General features: G+C 61.3%; 18 protein-coding genes. 13 read left to right on the forward strand and 5 right to left on the reverse strand.

Features of this window, described 5'->3' with window-relative positions:
• The first annotated feature begins 245 nt into the window (after nucleotides 1-245).
• The 5 genes from IB265_RS34565 (at nucleotide 246) to IB265_RS34580 (ending at nucleotide 4,041) form a co-directional block, all read left to right on the forward strand.
• Nucleotides 246-1,286: a cysteine synthase A gene (locus tag IB265_RS34565; protein WP_057255987.1), complete on the forward strand. Its 1,041-nt coding sequence runs from the start codon at nucleotides 246-248 to the stop codon at nucleotides 1,284-1,286.
• Between the two features lie 7 nt (nucleotides 1,287-1,293).
• Nucleotides 1,294-2,043 carry an alanyl-tRNA editing protein gene (locus tag IB265_RS34570; protein ID WP_057255983.1) on the forward strand — a complete coding sequence of 250 codons (750 nt, stop codon included), beginning with the start codon at nucleotides 1,294-1,296 and terminating at the stop codon, nucleotides 2,041-2,043.
• A 16-nt stretch (nucleotides 2,044-2,059) separates the two neighbouring features.
• The gene (gene sseA, locus IB265_RS37145) at nucleotides 2,060-2,914 is read left to right on the forward strand and encodes a 3-mercaptopyruvate sulfurtransferase (protein WP_057255981.1); all 855 of its coding nucleotides are present in this window, start codon (nucleotides 2,060-2,062) and stop codon (nucleotides 2,912-2,914) included.
• Between the two features lie 4 nt (nucleotides 2,915-2,918).
• Nucleotides 2,919-3,482: a GNAT family N-acetyltransferase gene (locus tag IB265_RS37150; protein WP_057255979.1), complete on the forward strand. Its 564-nt coding sequence runs from the start codon at nucleotides 2,919-2,921 to the stop codon at nucleotides 3,480-3,482.
• 91 nt (nucleotides 3,483-3,573) lie between these two features.
• The gene (locus tag IB265_RS34580) at nucleotides 3,574-4,041 is read left to right on the forward strand and encodes a DUF1203 domain-containing protein (RefSeq protein ID WP_057255977.1); all 468 of its coding nucleotides are present in this window, start codon (nucleotides 3,574-3,576) and stop codon (nucleotides 4,039-4,041) included.
• Nucleotides 4,042-4,089: 48 nt separating this feature from the next.
• On the opposite strand, the gene ald is transcribed toward IB265_RS34580, so the two are convergent.
• Nucleotides 4,090-5,208 carry an alanine dehydrogenase gene (gene ald, locus IB265_RS34585; RefSeq protein WP_057255974.1) on the reverse strand — a complete coding sequence of 373 codons (1,119 nt, stop codon included), beginning with the start codon at nucleotides 5,206-5,208 and terminating at the stop codon, nucleotides 4,090-4,092.
• A gap of 157 nt (nucleotides 5,209-5,365) precedes the next feature.
• Between ald and IB265_RS34590 the strand changes: the two genes are divergently transcribed.
• The gene (locus IB265_RS34590; protein ID WP_057255972.1) at nucleotides 5,366-5,827 is read left to right on the forward strand and encodes an Lrp/AsnC family transcriptional regulator; all 462 of its coding nucleotides are present in this window, start codon (nucleotides 5,366-5,368) and stop codon (nucleotides 5,825-5,827) included.
• Between the two features lie 15 nt (nucleotides 5,828-5,842).
• Here the strand turns inward: IB265_RS34590 and IB265_RS34595 are convergent, their stop codons facing one another.
• Entirely contained in the window at nucleotides 5,843-7,090 is a 1,248-nt protein-coding gene (locus IB265_RS34595) for a diguanylate cyclase (protein WP_057255970.1), read from the reverse strand.
• A gap of 239 nt (nucleotides 7,091-7,329) precedes the next feature.
• On the opposite strand from IB265_RS34595, the gene IB265_RS34600 reads away from it, so the two are divergent.
• Entirely contained in the window at nucleotides 7,330-9,303 is a 1,974-nt protein-coding gene (locus IB265_RS34600; RefSeq protein ID WP_192496077.1) for a bifunctional 2',3'-cyclic-nucleotide 2'-phosphodiesterase/3'-nucleotidase, read from the forward strand.
• A 177-nt stretch (nucleotides 9,304-9,480) separates the two neighbouring features.
• Here IB265_RS34600 and IB265_RS34605 read toward each other — a convergent pair whose 3' ends face one another.
• Nucleotides 9,481-9,801: an HlyU family transcriptional regulator gene (locus IB265_RS34605; RefSeq protein ID WP_057255968.1), complete on the reverse strand. Its 321-nt coding sequence runs from the start codon at nucleotides 9,799-9,801 to the stop codon at nucleotides 9,481-9,483.
• Between the two features lie 75 nt (nucleotides 9,802-9,876).
• Nucleotides 9,877-11,124: a threonine ammonia-lyase gene (gene ilvA / locus IB265_RS34610; protein WP_057255966.1), complete on the reverse strand. Its 1,248-nt coding sequence runs from the start codon at nucleotides 11,122-11,124 to the stop codon at nucleotides 9,877-9,879.
• Between the two features lie 258 nt (nucleotides 11,125-11,382).
• On the opposite strand from ilvA, the gene IB265_RS34615 reads away from it, so the two are divergent.
• The 5 genes from IB265_RS34615 to IB265_RS34635 all read left to right on the forward strand — a co-directional run bounded on the left by IB265_RS34615 (nucleotide 11,383) and on the right by IB265_RS34635 (nucleotide 15,448).
• Nucleotides 11,383-12,837, forward strand: coding sequence for a TrkH family potassium uptake protein (locus IB265_RS34615; protein WP_192496021.1), 1,455 nt, complete (start codon nucleotides 11,383-11,385; stop codon nucleotides 12,835-12,837).
• A gap of 81 nt (nucleotides 12,838-12,918) precedes the next feature.
• On the forward strand, nucleotides 12,919-13,509 hold the full coding sequence (locus IB265_RS34620; protein WP_057256090.1) for a hypothetical protein: 591 nt from the start codon (nucleotides 12,919-12,921) through the stop codon (nucleotides 13,507-13,509).
• A 4-nt stretch (nucleotides 13,510-13,513) separates the two neighbouring features.
• Nucleotides 13,514-14,218, forward strand: coding sequence for an HAD family hydrolase (locus IB265_RS34625; RefSeq protein ID WP_057256088.1), 705 nt, complete (start codon nucleotides 13,514-13,516; stop codon nucleotides 14,216-14,218).
• 180 nt (nucleotides 14,219-14,398) lie between these two features.
• Nucleotides 14,399-14,656 carry a hypothetical protein gene (locus IB265_RS34630; protein WP_156414768.1) on the forward strand — a complete coding sequence of 86 codons (258 nt, stop codon included), beginning with the start codon at nucleotides 14,399-14,401 and terminating at the stop codon, nucleotides 14,654-14,656.
• A 276-nt stretch (nucleotides 14,657-14,932) separates the two neighbouring features.
• The gene (locus tag IB265_RS34635) at nucleotides 14,933-15,448 is read left to right on the forward strand and encodes a hypothetical protein (protein ID WP_192496022.1); all 516 of its coding nucleotides are present in this window, start codon (nucleotides 14,933-14,935) and stop codon (nucleotides 15,446-15,448) included.
• Here IB265_RS34635 and IB265_RS34640 read toward each other — a convergent pair.
• Nucleotides 15,445-15,705: a hypothetical protein gene (locus tag IB265_RS34640; RefSeq protein ID WP_113554139.1), complete on the reverse strand. Its 261-nt coding sequence runs from the start codon at nucleotides 15,703-15,705 to the stop codon at nucleotides 15,445-15,447. The genes IB265_RS34635 and IB265_RS34640 overlap by 4 nt on opposite strands.
• A 58-nt stretch (nucleotides 15,706-15,763) precedes the next feature.
• Here IB265_RS34640 and IB265_RS34645 point away from each other — a divergent pair, with 58 nt between their 5' ends.
• Entirely contained in the window at nucleotides 15,764-16,423 is a 660-nt protein-coding gene (locus IB265_RS34645) for a hypothetical protein (protein ID WP_192496023.1), read from the forward strand.
• The last annotated feature ends 75 nt before the right edge of the window (nucleotides 16,424-16,498 follow it).

A 16,498-nucleotide genomic window follows, 5' to 3' on the forward strand; every position in this document is an offset into this window, starting at 1 on the left:
CTTGCCCGGCCCTTCATCGCGGCAACGCTCCTTGTCGCTGAGCCCCACATGCCTTGGAGACGATTTTTGTTCGGGACAGAGCGGCGGCGAAACGCTATTTCTTGCCTGAAGTGCAGGCTGAGCCGAAAACACGCCAACATTTCGGCGGTCCGGGATCGTTGTTGATTTTCGTCAGCCGCCGTTCGTATTTCCCTGGTACGTGTCGCCCTGCCCCGGCGCCTGTCCTCAAACACGAGGTTCTGAAAATGGCCATCCTACCGTCCGTCCTCGAAGCGATCGGCAACACACCCTTGATTCGGCTGAAGGCCGTGTCGGAGGCCACGGGCTGCGACATCCTCGGCAAGGCCGAGTTCCTCAATCCGGGGCAATCGGTGAAAGACCGCGCCGCACTCTGGATCATCCGGCAAGCGGAACGGAGCGGACAGTTGCGCCCGGGCGGGGTCATCGTCGAAGGCACGGCCGGCAACACCGGCATCGGGCTGGCGCTGGTCGGCCAGGCACTTGGCTATCGCACCGTCATCGTCATTCCGGAAACCCAGAGCCAGGAAAAGAAGGACGCCTTGCGGCTGCTTGGCGCCGAGCTCGTCGAAGTGCCGGCCGTTCCCTACAAGAACCCCAACAACTACGTGAAGATCTCCGGCCGGCTCGCCGAGCAACTGGCGAAGACCGAGCCGAACGGCGCCATCTGGGCCAACCAGTTCGACAACGTCGCCAACCGTGACGCGCATGTGGAAACCACGGCGCCGGAGATCTGGCGCGACACGGACGGCAAGGTCGATGGCTTCATCTGCGCCGTCGGCTCCGGCGGCACGCTCGCCGGCGTTGCACAGGGGCTGAAGGCGAAGAACCCGGCGATCAAGATCGGCCTTGCGGATCCGCAAGGGGCGGCACTCTACAACTTCTATACCAACGGCGAACTGAAGTCCGAGGGCAGCTCGATCACCGAGGGCATCGGCCAGGGCCGCATCACCGCCAATCTCGAGGGCTTCACGCCGGATTTCTCCTACCAGATTCCCGATTCGGAAGCGGTCCCCTATGTCTTCGACCTGATCGAGCGCGAAGGCATTTGCGTCGGCGGTTCGACGGGCATCAACATCGCCGGTGCCGTTCGTCTCGCCAGGGAGCTCGGCCCGGGACATACGATCGTGACGATCCTCTGCGACTATGGTAACCGCTATCAGTCGAAGCTCTTCAATCCGGACTTCCTGGCCTCCAAGGGGCTGCCGGTGCCGACCTGGTTGAAGACGTCTTCCCACATTGCGGTGCCATACGAATCAGTTGGATAGGAATGCGATGACCAGGACCGTGACCGCCCTTTTCCGAGACGATTTCTACCTCTCGACCTGCGAAGCAAGCGTCACCGGAATTCTGGAAGATGGCGGGATCGAACTGGATCAAACCTGCTTCTACGCAACCTCCGGCGGCCAGCCCGGCGACACCGGCTTTCTGGAGCGGGCCGATGGCAGCCAGATCGACATCGCGGTCGCCCGTCACGGCGAAACCAAGGACATCATCGTCCATGTGCCGGCCGAAGGGCAGCCGGCACCCGCCGTTGGCGAGAAACTCGTTCTGCATATCGACTGGCCCCGCCGCTATCGCTTGATGCGCATGCACACCGCCTGCCATCTGCTCTCGGTCGTCTGCCCCTTCCCGATTACCGGAGCCTCGGTCGGCGAAGACGAGAGCCGTGTCGATTTCGACATGAGCGAGACGATCGACAGGGACGACGTCACCACTGCGCTGATGAAGCTCGTCGAAGAAAACCATCCTGTCTACGTCCAGTGGATCACCGACGAGCAACTCGTCGCCAATCCCGGCATCGTCAAATCGAAGAATGTGCGCCCGCCTGTTGGCCTTGGGCGCGTCAGCCTCGTTTGCATCGGCGAAAACTCGGCGATCGACAGCCAGCCCTGTGGCGGTACCCATGTGTCGGAAACGCAGGAAGTGGGTGCCGTCCACATCGCCAAGATCGAGAAAAAGGGTAAGGAGAACCGTCGGTTCCGTATCCGCTTCGGCATGCCCGAAGATCGCGCATCAGTTTGAGTAGGGAGTTGCGACTGTGACCAACAACAAAAGCGCCTTTGTCGTATCGGCCGATTGGCTGCAGGAGCGCCTCGGCGATCCCTCGATCCGGATCCTCGACGCCGCCTGGTATCTGCCGGCTCAGAACCGCAACCCGAAGACGGAATACGATGCCGGGCATATTCCCGGTGCCGTCTTCTTCGATCAGGACGTTATTGCCGACCACACGAGTGGCCTGCCCCACACCCTGCCCTCGCCTGAAGCCTTTGCCTCGGCGGTTGGTGCGCTGGGCGTCAGCGAAAAGGACACGATCGTCGTCTACGACGGTCCCGGCATCATGACCGCTCCGCGCGTGTGGTGGATGCTGCGCATCATGGGCGCCAAGAACGTCTACGTGCTCGACGGCGGCATGGACGGCTGGAACACGGAGGGGCGCCCCGTCAGCACCGAGGTACCCTCACCCAAGCCGGCGACGTTCAACGTCAATTTCACCCCGGCGGCCGTGACCTCCTTCGCGCGGATGACGGAAATCGTTGCGGATGGCTCGATCCAGATCGCCGATGCCCGCGGTGCCGGACGTTTCTATGGCGAGGAGCCGGAGCCGCGTGCCGGCATGCGCTCGGGCCATATGCCCGGCGCGCACAGCCTTCCCTCCGGTACTTTCTCGGAAAACGGAAAGTTCAAGGATCTCGCGACGCTTCGCCAAACCTTCGCCGACGCCGGCGTCGATCTTTCCAAACCTGTCGTTACGACCTGCGGCTCCGGTGTCACCGCCGCCATCATCACGCTGGCGCTGCAATCGCTCGGCCACACGGACAACACGCTCTATGACGGTTCCTGGTCGGAGTGGGGTGGTCGCGCAGACACGATGATCGTAACCGGTCGAGAGTGATATCATGCGTTCGCCGAAGCTCGCCTCCCTGACAGCACATGTAACCGAACTCGAGATGACGGCGCCGCCGAAGCAGAGCCTGCCGATGCCCGTCAATATCCAGACCGCCATCCTGCGCGTCTCCGACATTCCGCTCAGCTACTATCGCTTCTTGTACCTGCGTGTCGGCCGCCGCTGGCACTGGACCGAGCGGCTGCGGATGAACGACGAGGAACTCGCCGCCGTGCTCGGCGACAAGCGCACGAGTGTCACGGTGCTCTATGTGAACGGCGCGCCGGCCGGTTTCTTCGAGCTGCACCAGGACGAGGACGACGTCGTCGTGCTCGTCCATTTCGGACTGATGGAACATGCGCTCGGGCTTGGCCTCGGCAAGTGGTTCCTGCTCCAGACGCTGTTTGCCGCCTGGGCGCTGAACCCGAGCAAGCTGACGGTAACGACCAACAATCTGGATCACCCCCGCGCACTGCAGCTTTACCAGCAATTCGGCTTCTCGCCGGTCGCCACCCGTGAGACCACGGTCGAACCTTTGACCGACGATGAACTGCTGACCCTGGCGAAAAATCTCTGACACATTTCGCCCGGCAAGTTCCGGGTGTCGAATGGATCGCGACCGGTGCAATCTCCTGATCGAACAATCAAACCGATCAAGGAGATGCGCCATGACGTTGCGCTACATTCCGATGTCCGACGACGAAGCGCGGCGGATCCGCGAGGGCGGGCCGGATGCCTATGGCAACCGGCCGGAGCGAGAGATATCCGATGGTGATGGCGTGCCCTGTCGGTACTGCCTGCGCAATGTCGCAGCCGGCGAGCCCTATCTGATCTTCGCCCTGCGGCCGTTTTCGTCGTTGCAGCCCTATGCGGAGACCGGCCCTGTGTTCATGCACGCCGAGGAATGTCCGGCGCATGACGGCGATACGCTTCCGCCGATCTTGGCTTCGAGTGTCAGTTATCTGCTGCGCGGTTATGGCGAGAACGAACGGATCGTCTACGGGACCGGCGGTGTCGTTCCGGCGGAGCAGTTACAGGCGCGAGCGGAAGAACTGCTGGCCCGACCGGACGTTTCCTCCGTGCATGTGCGTTCGGCCAAGAACAATTGTTACCAGTGCCGGATCGAGCTGACCTGACCACCAAATTCGGCCCGGCATTGATGCCGGGCCGAAAGCATCGTTCCGTCAGGCGACGCTCAGCACCGCCTCGGGCGCAAAGGCATCATAACCGAGCGCTTCGGCCACCGGCGCGTTGGTGACGCGTCCGCGATGAACGTTGAGGCCGGCACGCAGATGCCGATCCTCGGCAATCGCCTTCAGGCCCTTATCCGCGAGCTGCAGGCCGTAGTGCAGCGTGGCGTTGTTGAGCGCATGCGCAGAGGTCACCGGCACGGCGCCCGGCATGTTCGCCACGCAATAATGCACGATGCCATCGACCTCGTAGGTCGGGTCGGAATGCGTCGTCGCGTGGGACGTCTCGAAGCAGCCGCCCTGGTCGATCGCGACGTCAACGATGACGGCCCCCTTCTTCATGCCGGTCAGCATTTCGCGGGTCACGAGCTTCGGCGCCGCAGCACCCGGAATGAGCACTGCCCCGATTACCAGATCGGCGGAGAAGACTTCCTCTTCCAGTGCGTCGATGGTCGAGTAGCGTGTGTGCACGCGGCCGGCGAAGAGATCGTCGAGTTGGCGCAGGCGCGGGATCGAGCGATCGATAATGGAGACGTCGGCGCCAAGCCCGGCCGCCATGCGCGCCGCATGCAGGCCGACGACGCCGCCACCGATGACGGCCACCTTCGCCGGCAGTACACCCGGCACGCCGCCGAGCAGGATACCGCGGCCGCCATTGGCCTTCTGCAGCGACGTGGCGCCCGCCTGGATGGCCAGGCGTCCGGCAACCTCGGACATCGGCGCAAGCAGCGGCAGGCCGCCGCGATCGTCGGTGACGGTTTCATAGGCGATCGCCGTGACGCCGGAATTGAGCAGACCCTTGGTCTGTTCCGGATCGGGCGCAAGATGCAGGTAGGTGTAGAGAATCTGGCCTTCGCGGAGCTGCACCCATTCGGAGGGCTGCGGCTCCTTGACCTTGACGATCATGTCCGACTTTTCGAACACTTCCTTTGCCGTCGCGACAATCTTCGCGCCAGCGGCACGGTAAGCATCGTCATCCGCGCCGATCCCTGCCCCGGCCTTGGTTTCCACGATCACCTCGTGGCCATGGGCAACATATTCACGCACCGAGCCGGGCGTCAGGCCGACTCTATATTCATGGTTTTTGATTTCCTTCGGGCAACCGACACGCATCCTCGCGTTCCTCTCCTGTTATGGGCTTTTCGCCACTTTTGACGAGGCATTCAGCAAAACACGCCGTGAATCGAATGTCCTTGCAAAGACGAAACCCGGGGCGCATTGATTTCGAAGAAGATTGCGTGAAGTGACGCATGATTGAGGGAAAAAACGAATGAGCGAACTCGATGCCATCGATCATGCGATTCTGCGCATTCTCCAGCAGAACGGCCGCATCTCGAATGCCGACCTTGCGGCGAAGGTCGGGCTCTCTCCGTCCGCCTGTTCGCGACGAGTCGACATCCTGGAAAAATCAGGAACGATCGCCGGCTATCATGCCCGCATCGCCCATAAGGCGCTCGACTACCAGATCATGGTGATCGTCCATATTTCGCTGTCGGGCCAGTTCGCCAAGACACTCGCCGAGTTCGAAGCGGCGGTGAAGCTCTGTCCGAACGTACTCGTCTGCTACCTGATGTCAGGCGAGTACGACTACATCCTGAGGGTCGCCGCCAAGGACCTACAGGACTACGAGCGCATCCACCGCGACTGGCTCTCGGCGCTGCCCCATGTGGTCAAGATCAATTCCAGCTTCTCGCTGCGGGAAGTGATCGACCGGCCGAATGTCGGCATTTGAAGGAATGAATGCAGCCTAACGGCCGACGACGCAGTCGCGGCCCCGTCCCTTGGCGGCGTAGAGCCGAAGATCTGCCTCCGACAGCAGGTTCTCGATCGCCGCCCCGTCGTCCGGCGTCGACGATAGACCGATGCTTGCGGTCACCGGCCGTCCGTCCGGGGTCGAGACGCGATCCGACACGGCAACGCGAATCTCGTCCGCGCGCCGCAAAGCATCGCCATGGGCCATTGCCGGGCAAAGGATCACGAACTCCTCGCCACCATATCGAAACAGTCGGTCGACCGGACGCAACTTCGACTTCACCGTCTCGACCAGCCGCTGCAGGACGCGGTCGCCCTCCTGGTGGCCGAAGCGGTCGTTGACGCCCTTGAAATGGTCGACGTCGATGATCATCAAGGTGACGGCCGCATTGTCGGCACTCGCCGCGCGCAGCATTGCCGGCGCTTCGATCTCGAACCGGCTGCGATCGAGCGAACCCGTCAGCGTATCCTGACCGGACCGTGACAGCAGGTCCTCGTAGCGTTCGCGGAACGTCAATGCATTGAAGATATCGCCAAGCGGCCGGTCCGACATCGCCAGGAACGGATGGCGCGAGGCATTGAGATAAAGTCCGATCGCGATCGCATAGAAGGGTGCTGCCAGCATCTTCGCCATCCAACCACCCCAGAAGACCTCGAAGGGTGCACCGTTCCACCAGCGAAGTGCCGCATAGAAAGCAGCCTGATCGAATGTCAGCACGACAACGCCGCAGATGAGAAATCGGAGCGTCACGAAGCGCCGCAACCACCGGCCCAGCCGCTCGTAAAGCAGAATGATCATCAGCGAATCGAAATAGAGGATGGTCGTGCCCCAGACCATCAGCCAGCCCATCTCATCGATGAAGGCGAGGTCGGCGGACCGCTCCGCCACGATCGCTACGGTGTCGTGCTGGCGCAACAGAAGGCTCAGTGCCACCGTCAGGAAGTTGCCGGCGAGCAGCCCGTAGATCGGCTGGCGAACGGTTGCCGCGTCTTCCTTCACATAGAGCAGCAGGATCATCATCAACTTGCCGGAGAAAAGCACAGCAGAGCCTGGCGAGATCACGCCGAACGGCAATTGCACATAGAAGACTGCGGCGAGATAGGTCTCGATGAAGTGCATGACGCCGAGTGCGGCGACGAAGACGCCAAGCCCCAAACGGGCGCGAAGATGCAGCAACCCGATCATCGCCGTAACGTAGACCAGCGCCTCGCCGACGAAGAGAAGAAGGTTGGCGTTTGGCATGTGCTTGAAAAAGTTCCGTTTCCCGAAGCACGGTTAAACAGGAAGTTTGAAGAAAACTTTAGCGGAACCCGCGGCTGTCAGCCGCCAGAATGCGAAAATCTGCCGCTTTCGAAAATGTCGCCTTTCCGGCATAGTCGCCGCCAACCCACCATGGTTCGCGCAGCCGCGAACAAAACTCCGGATTGCACTCGTCTCGGAAAAACCGGGATCCTTGATAAATGGAGGACCGCATGCCATCGATGACATCCCCGCTCCACCTTACGCGCCGTTCGCTTCTCGCGGGGGCCGCGGCTTCTTCGGCGCTTGTCATGCTGCACCCCTTCTCAGTCCGCGCCGCCGCCAACCAGGCGCATCTCAGAATCATGGAAACGACGGACCTGCACGTGCACGTCTTTCCCTACGACTATTACGGCGACAAGCCCAACGATACGGTCGGCCTTGCGCGCACCGCCTCGATCATCGACGCCATCCGAGCCGAAGCGACAAACTCCATCCTGGTCGACAATGGCGACTTCCTCCAGGGCAACCCGATGGGCGACTACATTGCCTATCAGCGCGGCATGAAGGACGGCGATATCCACCCTGTCATCGCCGCCATGAACGTGCTCGGCTATGATTGCGGCACGCTTGGCAACCACGAATTCAACTATGGCCTGGACTTCATGTTCAAGGTCCTGGACGGCGCGAACTTCCCGCTGGTCTGCGCCAACCTGACGAAGGGCGCACTTGCCGCCAACGGACGTCAGGATGAGCTGTTTCTCAAGCCTTACGTCATTCTCGACCGAAAAGTGAAAGACGGCTCCGGCGCGGAACATCAGGTTCGCATCGGCCTCATCGGCTTCGTTCCACCACAGATCATGACCTGGGATGCCAAGAACCTCGAAGGCAAGGCCAGTGCCCGCGACATCGTCAAGGCCGCCGAAGCCTGGGTGCCACAGATGCGCGAGGAAGGCGTCGACATCGTCGTCGCCCTCTCCCATTCCGGCATCGGCCAGCAGGCCTATGCGGAGAACCTCGAAAACGCGTCCGTTCCCCTTGCCGCCATCGCAGGCATCGATGCGATCGTCACCGGCCACAGCCACCTCGATTTCCCCGGGCCGAAGTTCGACGGCATCGCGGGGGTCGACAACACGAAGGGCCTGATCTCCGGCAAGCCCGGCGTCATGGGTGGTTTCTGGGGCTCGCATCTCGGCCTGATCGACCTGCTGATCGAACGGGAGGGTGGCGCCTGGCGTGTCGTCAGTTCAACGAGCGAGGCGCGGCCGATCTACCGTCGCGAAGAAAAGAAGGTGATCGCCGAGGTCACCGACAAGCCGGAGGTGCTGGCCGCCGCGAAGAAGGACCACGAGGCAACACTCGCCTATGTGCGCACGCCTGTCGGCAAGACCAGTGCGCCGCTCTATTCCTACTTCGCCCTGGTCGCCGACGACCCGTCCGTGCAGATCGTCAGCCAGGCGCAGACCTGGTACATCAAGGACATGTTGAAGGAGACCGAGTACCGCGACCTGCCGGTGCTGTCGGCAGCGGCCCCCTTCAAGGCCGGCGGCCGTGGCGGCGCGGACTACTACACCGACGTCCCCGCCGGCGACATCGCGATCAAGAACGTCGCCGACCTCTATCTCTATCCGAATACGGTGCAGGCCGTCGTCATAACCGGCGACCAGGTGCGCAACTGGCTGGAAATGTCTGCCGGCATCTTCAACGAAGTCAAACCTGGCGCCTCGGACGCGCCGCTGATCAACGGCGGTTTCCCGTCCTATAATTTCGACGTCATCGACGGCGTCACCTATCAGATCGACCTTTCCGTGCCGCCGAAGTTCGACAAGGACGGCAACACGATCAATGCGTCGTCGAACCGTATCAAGAACCTGCAGTTCAACGGGCAACCGATTGACGCAGCGCAGAAATTCGTGGTTGCGACCAACAACTACCGGGCCGGCGGCGGCGGCAATTTCCCCGACATCGCCGCCGACAAAGTGGTGTTCGTAGCCCCCGACACCAACCGCGACGTCGTGGTGCGCTACATCATCGATCAGGGCACGATCAACCCATCTGCCGACGCCAACTGGACCTTCGTGCCACTCGCCAATACGACCGTGACCTTCGACAGCGGCCCGAAGGCCCGGCAGTTCCTGGCACAGGTGAAGGGCGTGACGATCGAAGATGCCGGTGACTCCGCCGAAGGCTTTGCCCGCTTCCGGATCAAGCTCTGAGCTTCAGGCGAACCAGGGTCGGGCCGCCCTGCTTGTGGCGGCCTATCATTTTGAGCGGACGATGCAGATTTAGCTGGTCCGGTGATCCGTACGCAGACCGATGAAAATTAGCACGAGACATTAAGAATGCCCGCTAACCATCTGAGACAATTTAGCTACGTTGCAGGCGGCGTCTGATCAAACCTGACGCGACTGGGCGTCGTCGGAAAACAGCGACGGGCCGGTCTGGTCGATGATCTGGCGTCCCTTGCGCAGAGCGGCATCGATCGCGTCCTGCTCCGAGGTGAAGAGATCGGCGCGGATGAAGCTGCGGGTCTTGGTGCCGCCATCCGCCGAGGCCTTCTCGATGCTTCCAGCCAGACGAAACTGCGAGCCTTCACGCATGGGCGTCGCGCGGATGGTGCATTCGGCATAGACCTCGGTCTTTCCAGGCGCAGCCTGCGTCTGGTTTTCAGAAGAGCCCGAACGGCCGAACAATTTCGAGAAAAACGATGCCATGCCCAAGACTTAGACGCCGCGGCCGACACTGTCAAAGCCTAAGTGCCGATAATCAACCGCAGCGCCCTGATCCGTTTAAATGATGAGATTGGAGAGGATTTCGTTCTCGGTGATGTCCTGGTAGCGAAGCCCCGCGGCGTCGAAGCGAGCCTTCAAGACCGGGAAGTTCTCGGCGTGTTTGGTCTCGATGCCGATCAGAATGGAGCCGAAGTTGCGCGCCGATTTCTTCAGGTATTCGAAGCGCGAGATGTCGTCCTCGTCGCCGAGCAGATTGAGGAAGTCGCGAAGCGCGCCGGGCCGTTGCGCCATGCGCAGAATGAAGTACTTCTTGAGCCCGGCATGGCGCATCGCCCGCTCTTTGACGTCGGGCAGACGATCGAAATCGAAATTGCCCCCGGAGACGACGGCAACCACCGTCTTGCCCGCCAGTTTCTTGGGGCCGAGTACGTCCAGGGCTGCAACCGAAAGCGCCCCTGCCGGCTCCAGCACCACACCTTCGACATTCAGCATGTCGACGATCGTCAGGCAGATTGCATTCTCCGCTAGAAGCATCACCTGATCGGCGGAAAAGCGCCGAAGCGCTGCAAAATTGAGGTCGCCAATCCGTCCGACGGCGGCACCGTCAACGAAATTGTCGACCTGATCGAGGGTCACGACGCTGCCGGTTTCGAGGCTTTCGCGCAGGCTGGGGGCACCGACGGGTTCGCAGAAGATGAAATGATCCGCTTCAACCACGTCCTTGAAATAACCCGTCACACCGGCAGCAAGGCCGCCGCCGCCAACGGGCAGGACAACGAGATCAGGCGTGACACCGTCAGGCAGCTGCCAGGAAATTTCGGCGGCAACGCTTGCCTGGCCTTCGATGATATCGGCATGATCGAAAGGTGGCACCATGACGCCGCCGATCGCTTCGACGTGATCGCGCGCCGCCTTGTAGCACTGGTCGAAGATATCGCCGACGAGGCGGATGGTGATGAATTCGCCGCCAAACATGCGGGTCTTGTCGATCTTCTGCTGCGGCGTCGTCACCGGCATGAAAACGACGCCCGGCACGCCGAAATGACGGCAGACAAAGGCAAAGCCCTGGGCGTGGTTGCCGGCCGAGGCGCAGACGAATGTCTTGCCGGAGGCGCCGGCGCCAAGCGCCTTGCGGAAGAAATTGAAAGCGCCGCGGATCTTGTAGGAGCGAACGGGCGACAGGTCTTCGCGCTTGAGGTAGATGTTGGCGCCGTAGCGCGCGCTCAAGTGCTCGTTGAGCTGCAGCGGCGTCGGCGGGAAGATCTCCCGCAAGGCTTCGGTTGCGGCTTCAACATCCTGCTTCATCGCGTGCGGTCTTCCGTTGAGTTGGCTAGAGCATCCCGCTCTCAAGTGGAATCACTTGAGGCGGACAGATGCTCTAGAATCAAAATGCTAGAGCGTCCTTAGTGCGTTCATCTGAACGCACGGCGCTCTAGTGGCTGTGGCTATTGCACATTGCAACGCCCGAAGCCATCGCTTTGACTCGAATCGGACTGCCGTGAACAATGCGACTGCATCCCGTTAGGCCGGGACGTCCGCAACGCTTTCCGGGAAATTGAACGCTTGAACGCAACTCTGATCCGGCATGCTGTGCACATCGCGGCAATCCTCGGCATCTATCTCGCATGCGCGATGCTGGTGCCGGCGATGGTTGATCTCTACTACGGCCATCCCGATTGGCAGATCTTCGCCGCTTCGGCCTTTATGGTCGGCGGGTTGTCGCTTGCGACCTTCATGGCGACCCGCACGGGGCCACCGCCCTTCTCCAAGAAGTTCGGCTTCGTCCTTGTCAACCTGCTGTGGGCCGTGTTTTCGGTGGTCGGCGCGATCCCGCTCTGGCTGTCGTCACTTGACCTCGATTTTGCCCAGGCGCTGTTTGAGTCCGTATCGGCTATCACCACGACCGGAGGCACCGTCATCGTCGGGCTCGACGACGCGCCGCCCGGACTGCTCGTCTGGCGCTCGCTGCTCTGCTGGCTCGGCGGCATCGGCATCGTCGTGCTCGGCCTCTTCATCATCCCCTATCTCAGGGTCGGCGGCATGTCCTTCTTCAAGATGGAATCCTCCGATACCAGCGACAAGCCGTTTGCACGCCTCGCCAGCTTCAGCCGCGCGTTCCTGATCGTCTATGTCGTCATCACGCTCCTCTGCACCATCGGCTACTTCCTGACCGGCATGAACCGCTTCGACGCCATCAACCACGCGATGTCGACCGTCGCCACCGGCGGCTTTTCCACCCATGATGCATCCTTCGCCTATTTCGGCAGCATTCCACTGCTCTGGACGGCGACCTTCTTCATGGCGCTTTGCAGCCTGCCGTTCTCGATCCTGATCGTGCTGGTGGCGCGCGGCCGGCTTGACGCGCTGCGCGATCCGCAGATCATCGTCTTTCTCGGCTATCTCTCTGCCTTTTCGGTCGCAGTGGCGGTCTATCACCGCCTGGCGAATGGCGTCGAATTTCACCTGGCGCTGGCGCATTCCTTCTTCAACATCACCTCGATCCTCTCGACGAGCGGCTATGCCAGCCAGGACTACAGCCTCTGGGGGCCCTTCGTCGTCATGGCCGCCTTCATCGCGACCTTCATGGGCGGTTGTTCCGGATCGACCGCCGGCGGCATCAAGGCCTATCGGTTCATCGTGCTCTTCAACGCGATCCGCTCAGGGCTCAACAAGCTCGTCTATCCCAATGCGATCTACGCCGTGCGCTACGGCAACAGCACCGTCGATGCCGACACGCAGCGGGCCATCTTCCTGTTCTTCATCACCTATATCCTGCTCTGGGTCTTCGGCAGCCTCGCCATGGGTGCGCTCGGCTACGACCTGGTCACGGCGACATCGGCGGTCATCACCTGCCTTTCGAATGTCGGTCCCGGGCTTGGCCCCATCATCGGGCCGGCCGGCAACTTCTCGACGCTCGGCGATCCCGAGCTCTATCTGCTGTCGCTGATGATGCTTCTCGGCCGTCTGGAAGTGCTGACCGTGCTCGTGATCCTGACGCCGGTGTTCTGGAAGCATTGACCATTGGCCGGCCAGCCCTATCGTCTTGACTTGATGCGGCAGATGCCGAAAGTCGGTGTCATCCGGCGATGGGGGAACGTCATGGTGAAACATATTCTTCTTCTGGCGACGCTGAGCGCCGCCACGACACTATCCGGACACTCCATCGCCCACGCCGGACCGCTCACCGACGCGGCGGCGCAGGCGGAGAAACTTGCCGCTTCGGGCGATGCGGCAAAGGCGCGAGACCTGCTTCTCAAGGCGATGAGCGACTTTTCGCAAACGCTGCCCTTCGCGATCGGCAAGGCGATCTTCGTCTCCAAGCAGCCGACTGGTTATGCGATGTACCAGCCGCGAGACGGCTCGGTCTTCAAGGAGGGAGAGTCGCTGATCTCCTACATCGAGCCGATCGGCCTCTCCTGGAAGGATGCGGCAGAGAAGGGCAAGCTCGAGAGCCATTTCACCGTCGACTTCGATATCCTCAATCCGAAGGGTGACGTTCTCGCCGGCCAGAAGGCCTTCGGCGACTTCACCTTCACCGGTTACCTCAGGAACCAGGAAATCTATTCGACGCTGACCATCGATGTTTCCGGCGCGCCGGCCGGCGACTACGTGCTGCGCTTCCATTTCAATGACGTCAACAGCGGCAAGACCGCTAGCGTCGACCAGCCCTTCAAGATTGCCGGACCGTAAGATCATGCCCCATGCAATAACGACTGTTGGTTTCGATGCCGACGATACGCTTTGGCAGAACGAACAGTTCTTTCGCCTGACCGAGGCACGCTTCGCCGAACTTCTGAGCCCCCACACCGACACCGAGCATCTGTCCGAACGGCTGCTTGCCGCGGAGAAACGCAATCTCGCTCTCTACGGTTTCGGCATCAAAGGCTTCGTTCTGTCGATGGTCGAGACCGCGGTGGACGTGACGGATGGGAAAGTCCCCTCATCCGTGATCGCCGAAATCCTGGCGGCCGGCCGCGACATGCTTGTCCATCCGGTCGAACCCCTGCCCCATGTCCAAGAAACACTCAGTGCCCTTCACGGCACCTTCCGCCTTGTCATGATCACGAAAGGCGATCTCTTCGACCAGGAGCGCAAGCTCGCGGCCTCCGGCCTTGGCGATTATTTCGACGCCGTCGAGATCGTCAGCGACAAGAATGCGAGCACCTACGAACGCCTCTTCAAGCGCCATGGCGACGGGCCGCTGAAAAGCCTGATGGTCGGCAACTCTCTGAAATCCGACATCGTTCCGGCCCTCGATGCGGGAAGCTGGGGTGTTTACGTCCCACATGCACTGACTTGGGCATTCGAGCATCACGACAAGCCGGAGAACCATCGGAGATTTCGCGAGATCGACGATCTCGGCGGATTGCCGCCGATCCTTGAACGCTTGCCGCTCTAGGCACGCGGGCTAATTGCCCTCCTGGGGCCACACCACCAAAAGGCTGTTGGCGAGGCGTCGGAGGCTATCGCGACCGCATCCGCGCTAGCGCGTCGAACGAAATCAGCGGTTGTACTCCCTATCCACCGCACTCCGAATCAGCGCGATATACCATCGCGATTTCGTCAGGGGGGAGTGACAATGGCACAAATATTCGGTGCAACAATTTCAATGCTGCTGCTCGGCACGCTGATCGGGTGGCTGCTGCGCAAGGTCTCCGCTCTCAGCGTGCTTTCGTCCCGTCTGGCGGGCTTGGTCGTCTTGGCGTTCGTGGCTCCTGCCATCTACTCATTCAATTCGGGCCGCCCCTATTTCGAAATGTTCATCCTCTGCGGCATCGCCGCGCTCATCGCAGCTGTCGTCTTCTACTTTCTGAAGCCTAAGCAACAGAGCGCCTGAGCGGCAATCCACCTTTCACCTGTCTGATGCACTTGACTGTTCCCCTTGAGTGTTTGATCTAGGGGGCAAAGCGGGCGTGGCGAAACTGGTAGACGCAAGAGACTTAAAATCCCCTCTGCATCCCATCCACTGCGGCAACTATCTCCCAAACCCCTGAGAAATAAGCCCGGAACGCCCGGGTTTCTTTTATTTCTCCAAACCGCTCCACTCAGGCAGGGATTTTGGTGACAAACCCTCCCCTGTGACAATCCTCCTGTGACAACAAAGGAAATACCCATGAAGAAGCTTTCGCTCGTTCTCGTTTCGTCCGTCGCTGCTGTGCTGGCATTCGCCCCAATCGCCGAGGCCAAGGGTGGTTTCCGTGGCGGTGGCTTCCGCTCCTCGTCCTCGTTCAGCAGCCGCAGCTACTCCCGCTCGACCACGACCACGACGACCACCAAGAGCGGTGGCTGGTTCTCCTCGACGCCGAAGACGAAGACCACCACAACGACCACCACGGTGACGGCCCCGTCCACGCCCTCGTCGAAGCTCGCCACGGTCCCGCCGATCAAGAAACCGGCCAGCATCTACACCCCCCGCTATCGCCCGACCTACAACAGCCCCGCGCCGAGCAACGTCGTGGTCAATCAGTCCGGTGGCGGGATGTCGTCGTTCCTCCCGGCCTTCATGATGGGCTGGTTCGCCTCTGACATTGTCGAGGACATCACCGAGAAGAAGGACGAGGTGCTGCCGCAGGTTCCGGCCACGGTCCCGGTCCCGACGCCGAACCCGGCAGCGGTCCCGACGAACTAACCCTTCACCGTCACCGGTCTCCAGATCACCTTCTCCGGTTTCCTGTCGAAGTCGGGGAAGGCCATCATGATCCGGCACTCGTAGGTGTCGCAGGTCTCACATTTGAAGCGCAGCTTTCGAGGATCGCGGTCGAACCCATAGACCCGGCACAGGTCCGACGCTGCGAAGGTCGCCTGTTTCCCACAGCGGCGGCACTCCACCACCACGAACATGTTCTGAAGAGCGGCCTTGCCGAGGGTGTCTATCGAGATCGCCATGATCCACGAGGATACGGAACAGGACGTGAACAAACAATACCAGTAGGAAGATAATCCCATGCTCCACCGTATCCCCACCAAGGCCATCCCGCCCCGCGAAGACCAGATCAAGAACGAGCCCATGTTGTTCTCGGCTGATCCCCGGTTCGCCTATGCCAACGGCGGCTTCTTGACACGGACGGTCCTCGACAAGCTCACTCAGCGCGGCAAGTTCGCCCCTGACGACCATGTCGTGATCGACACCCGCGTTCACATGCTGAAGCCCGGTTGGATACCAGCCATCGGCGGCTGGCACTGCGATGCGGTCCCGCGTGGCGCTGACGGTCAGCCCGAGCTGGATCACCCGGCCATCCCCGGCATCCGTCACTACCTATGCGTGGTCGATAGTGGCACCGGGTCCATGACCGAGTTCCTGACGGCGAACATCGCGGACTACCTCCCCAGAAAGGCGAGACCCGAGAAGAACCTGTGGGGTGAACACTCGGAGCTGATCAACGACTGGCTCGGCGAAGACAACGACGGCGACGACACCACCACGCTCCAGTCGGGCGAAATCTACGAGTTCAGCGCCCGAGACTACCACCGCGCGATCCCGGCGACCGGCCACGGCTGGCGCTTCTTCTTCCGTGCCTCGGTCGAAACCCTGACGAAGGGGCCGCTGAATGAGATCAGGCAGCAGGTCCAGGTCTACCTGCCGAACGAAGACTGGGGGTGGTGATCATGGTGAAATCTGTTACCGCATACCAAGGCGATAAGGTCGCTTCCACCAGGGAGCGGAAGACGCGGAAGCGGC

It is taken from the genome of Ensifer sp. ENS10 (assembly GCF_014852025.1).
GTDB lineage: Bacteria > Pseudomonadota > Alphaproteobacteria > Rhizobiales > Rhizobiaceae > Ensifer.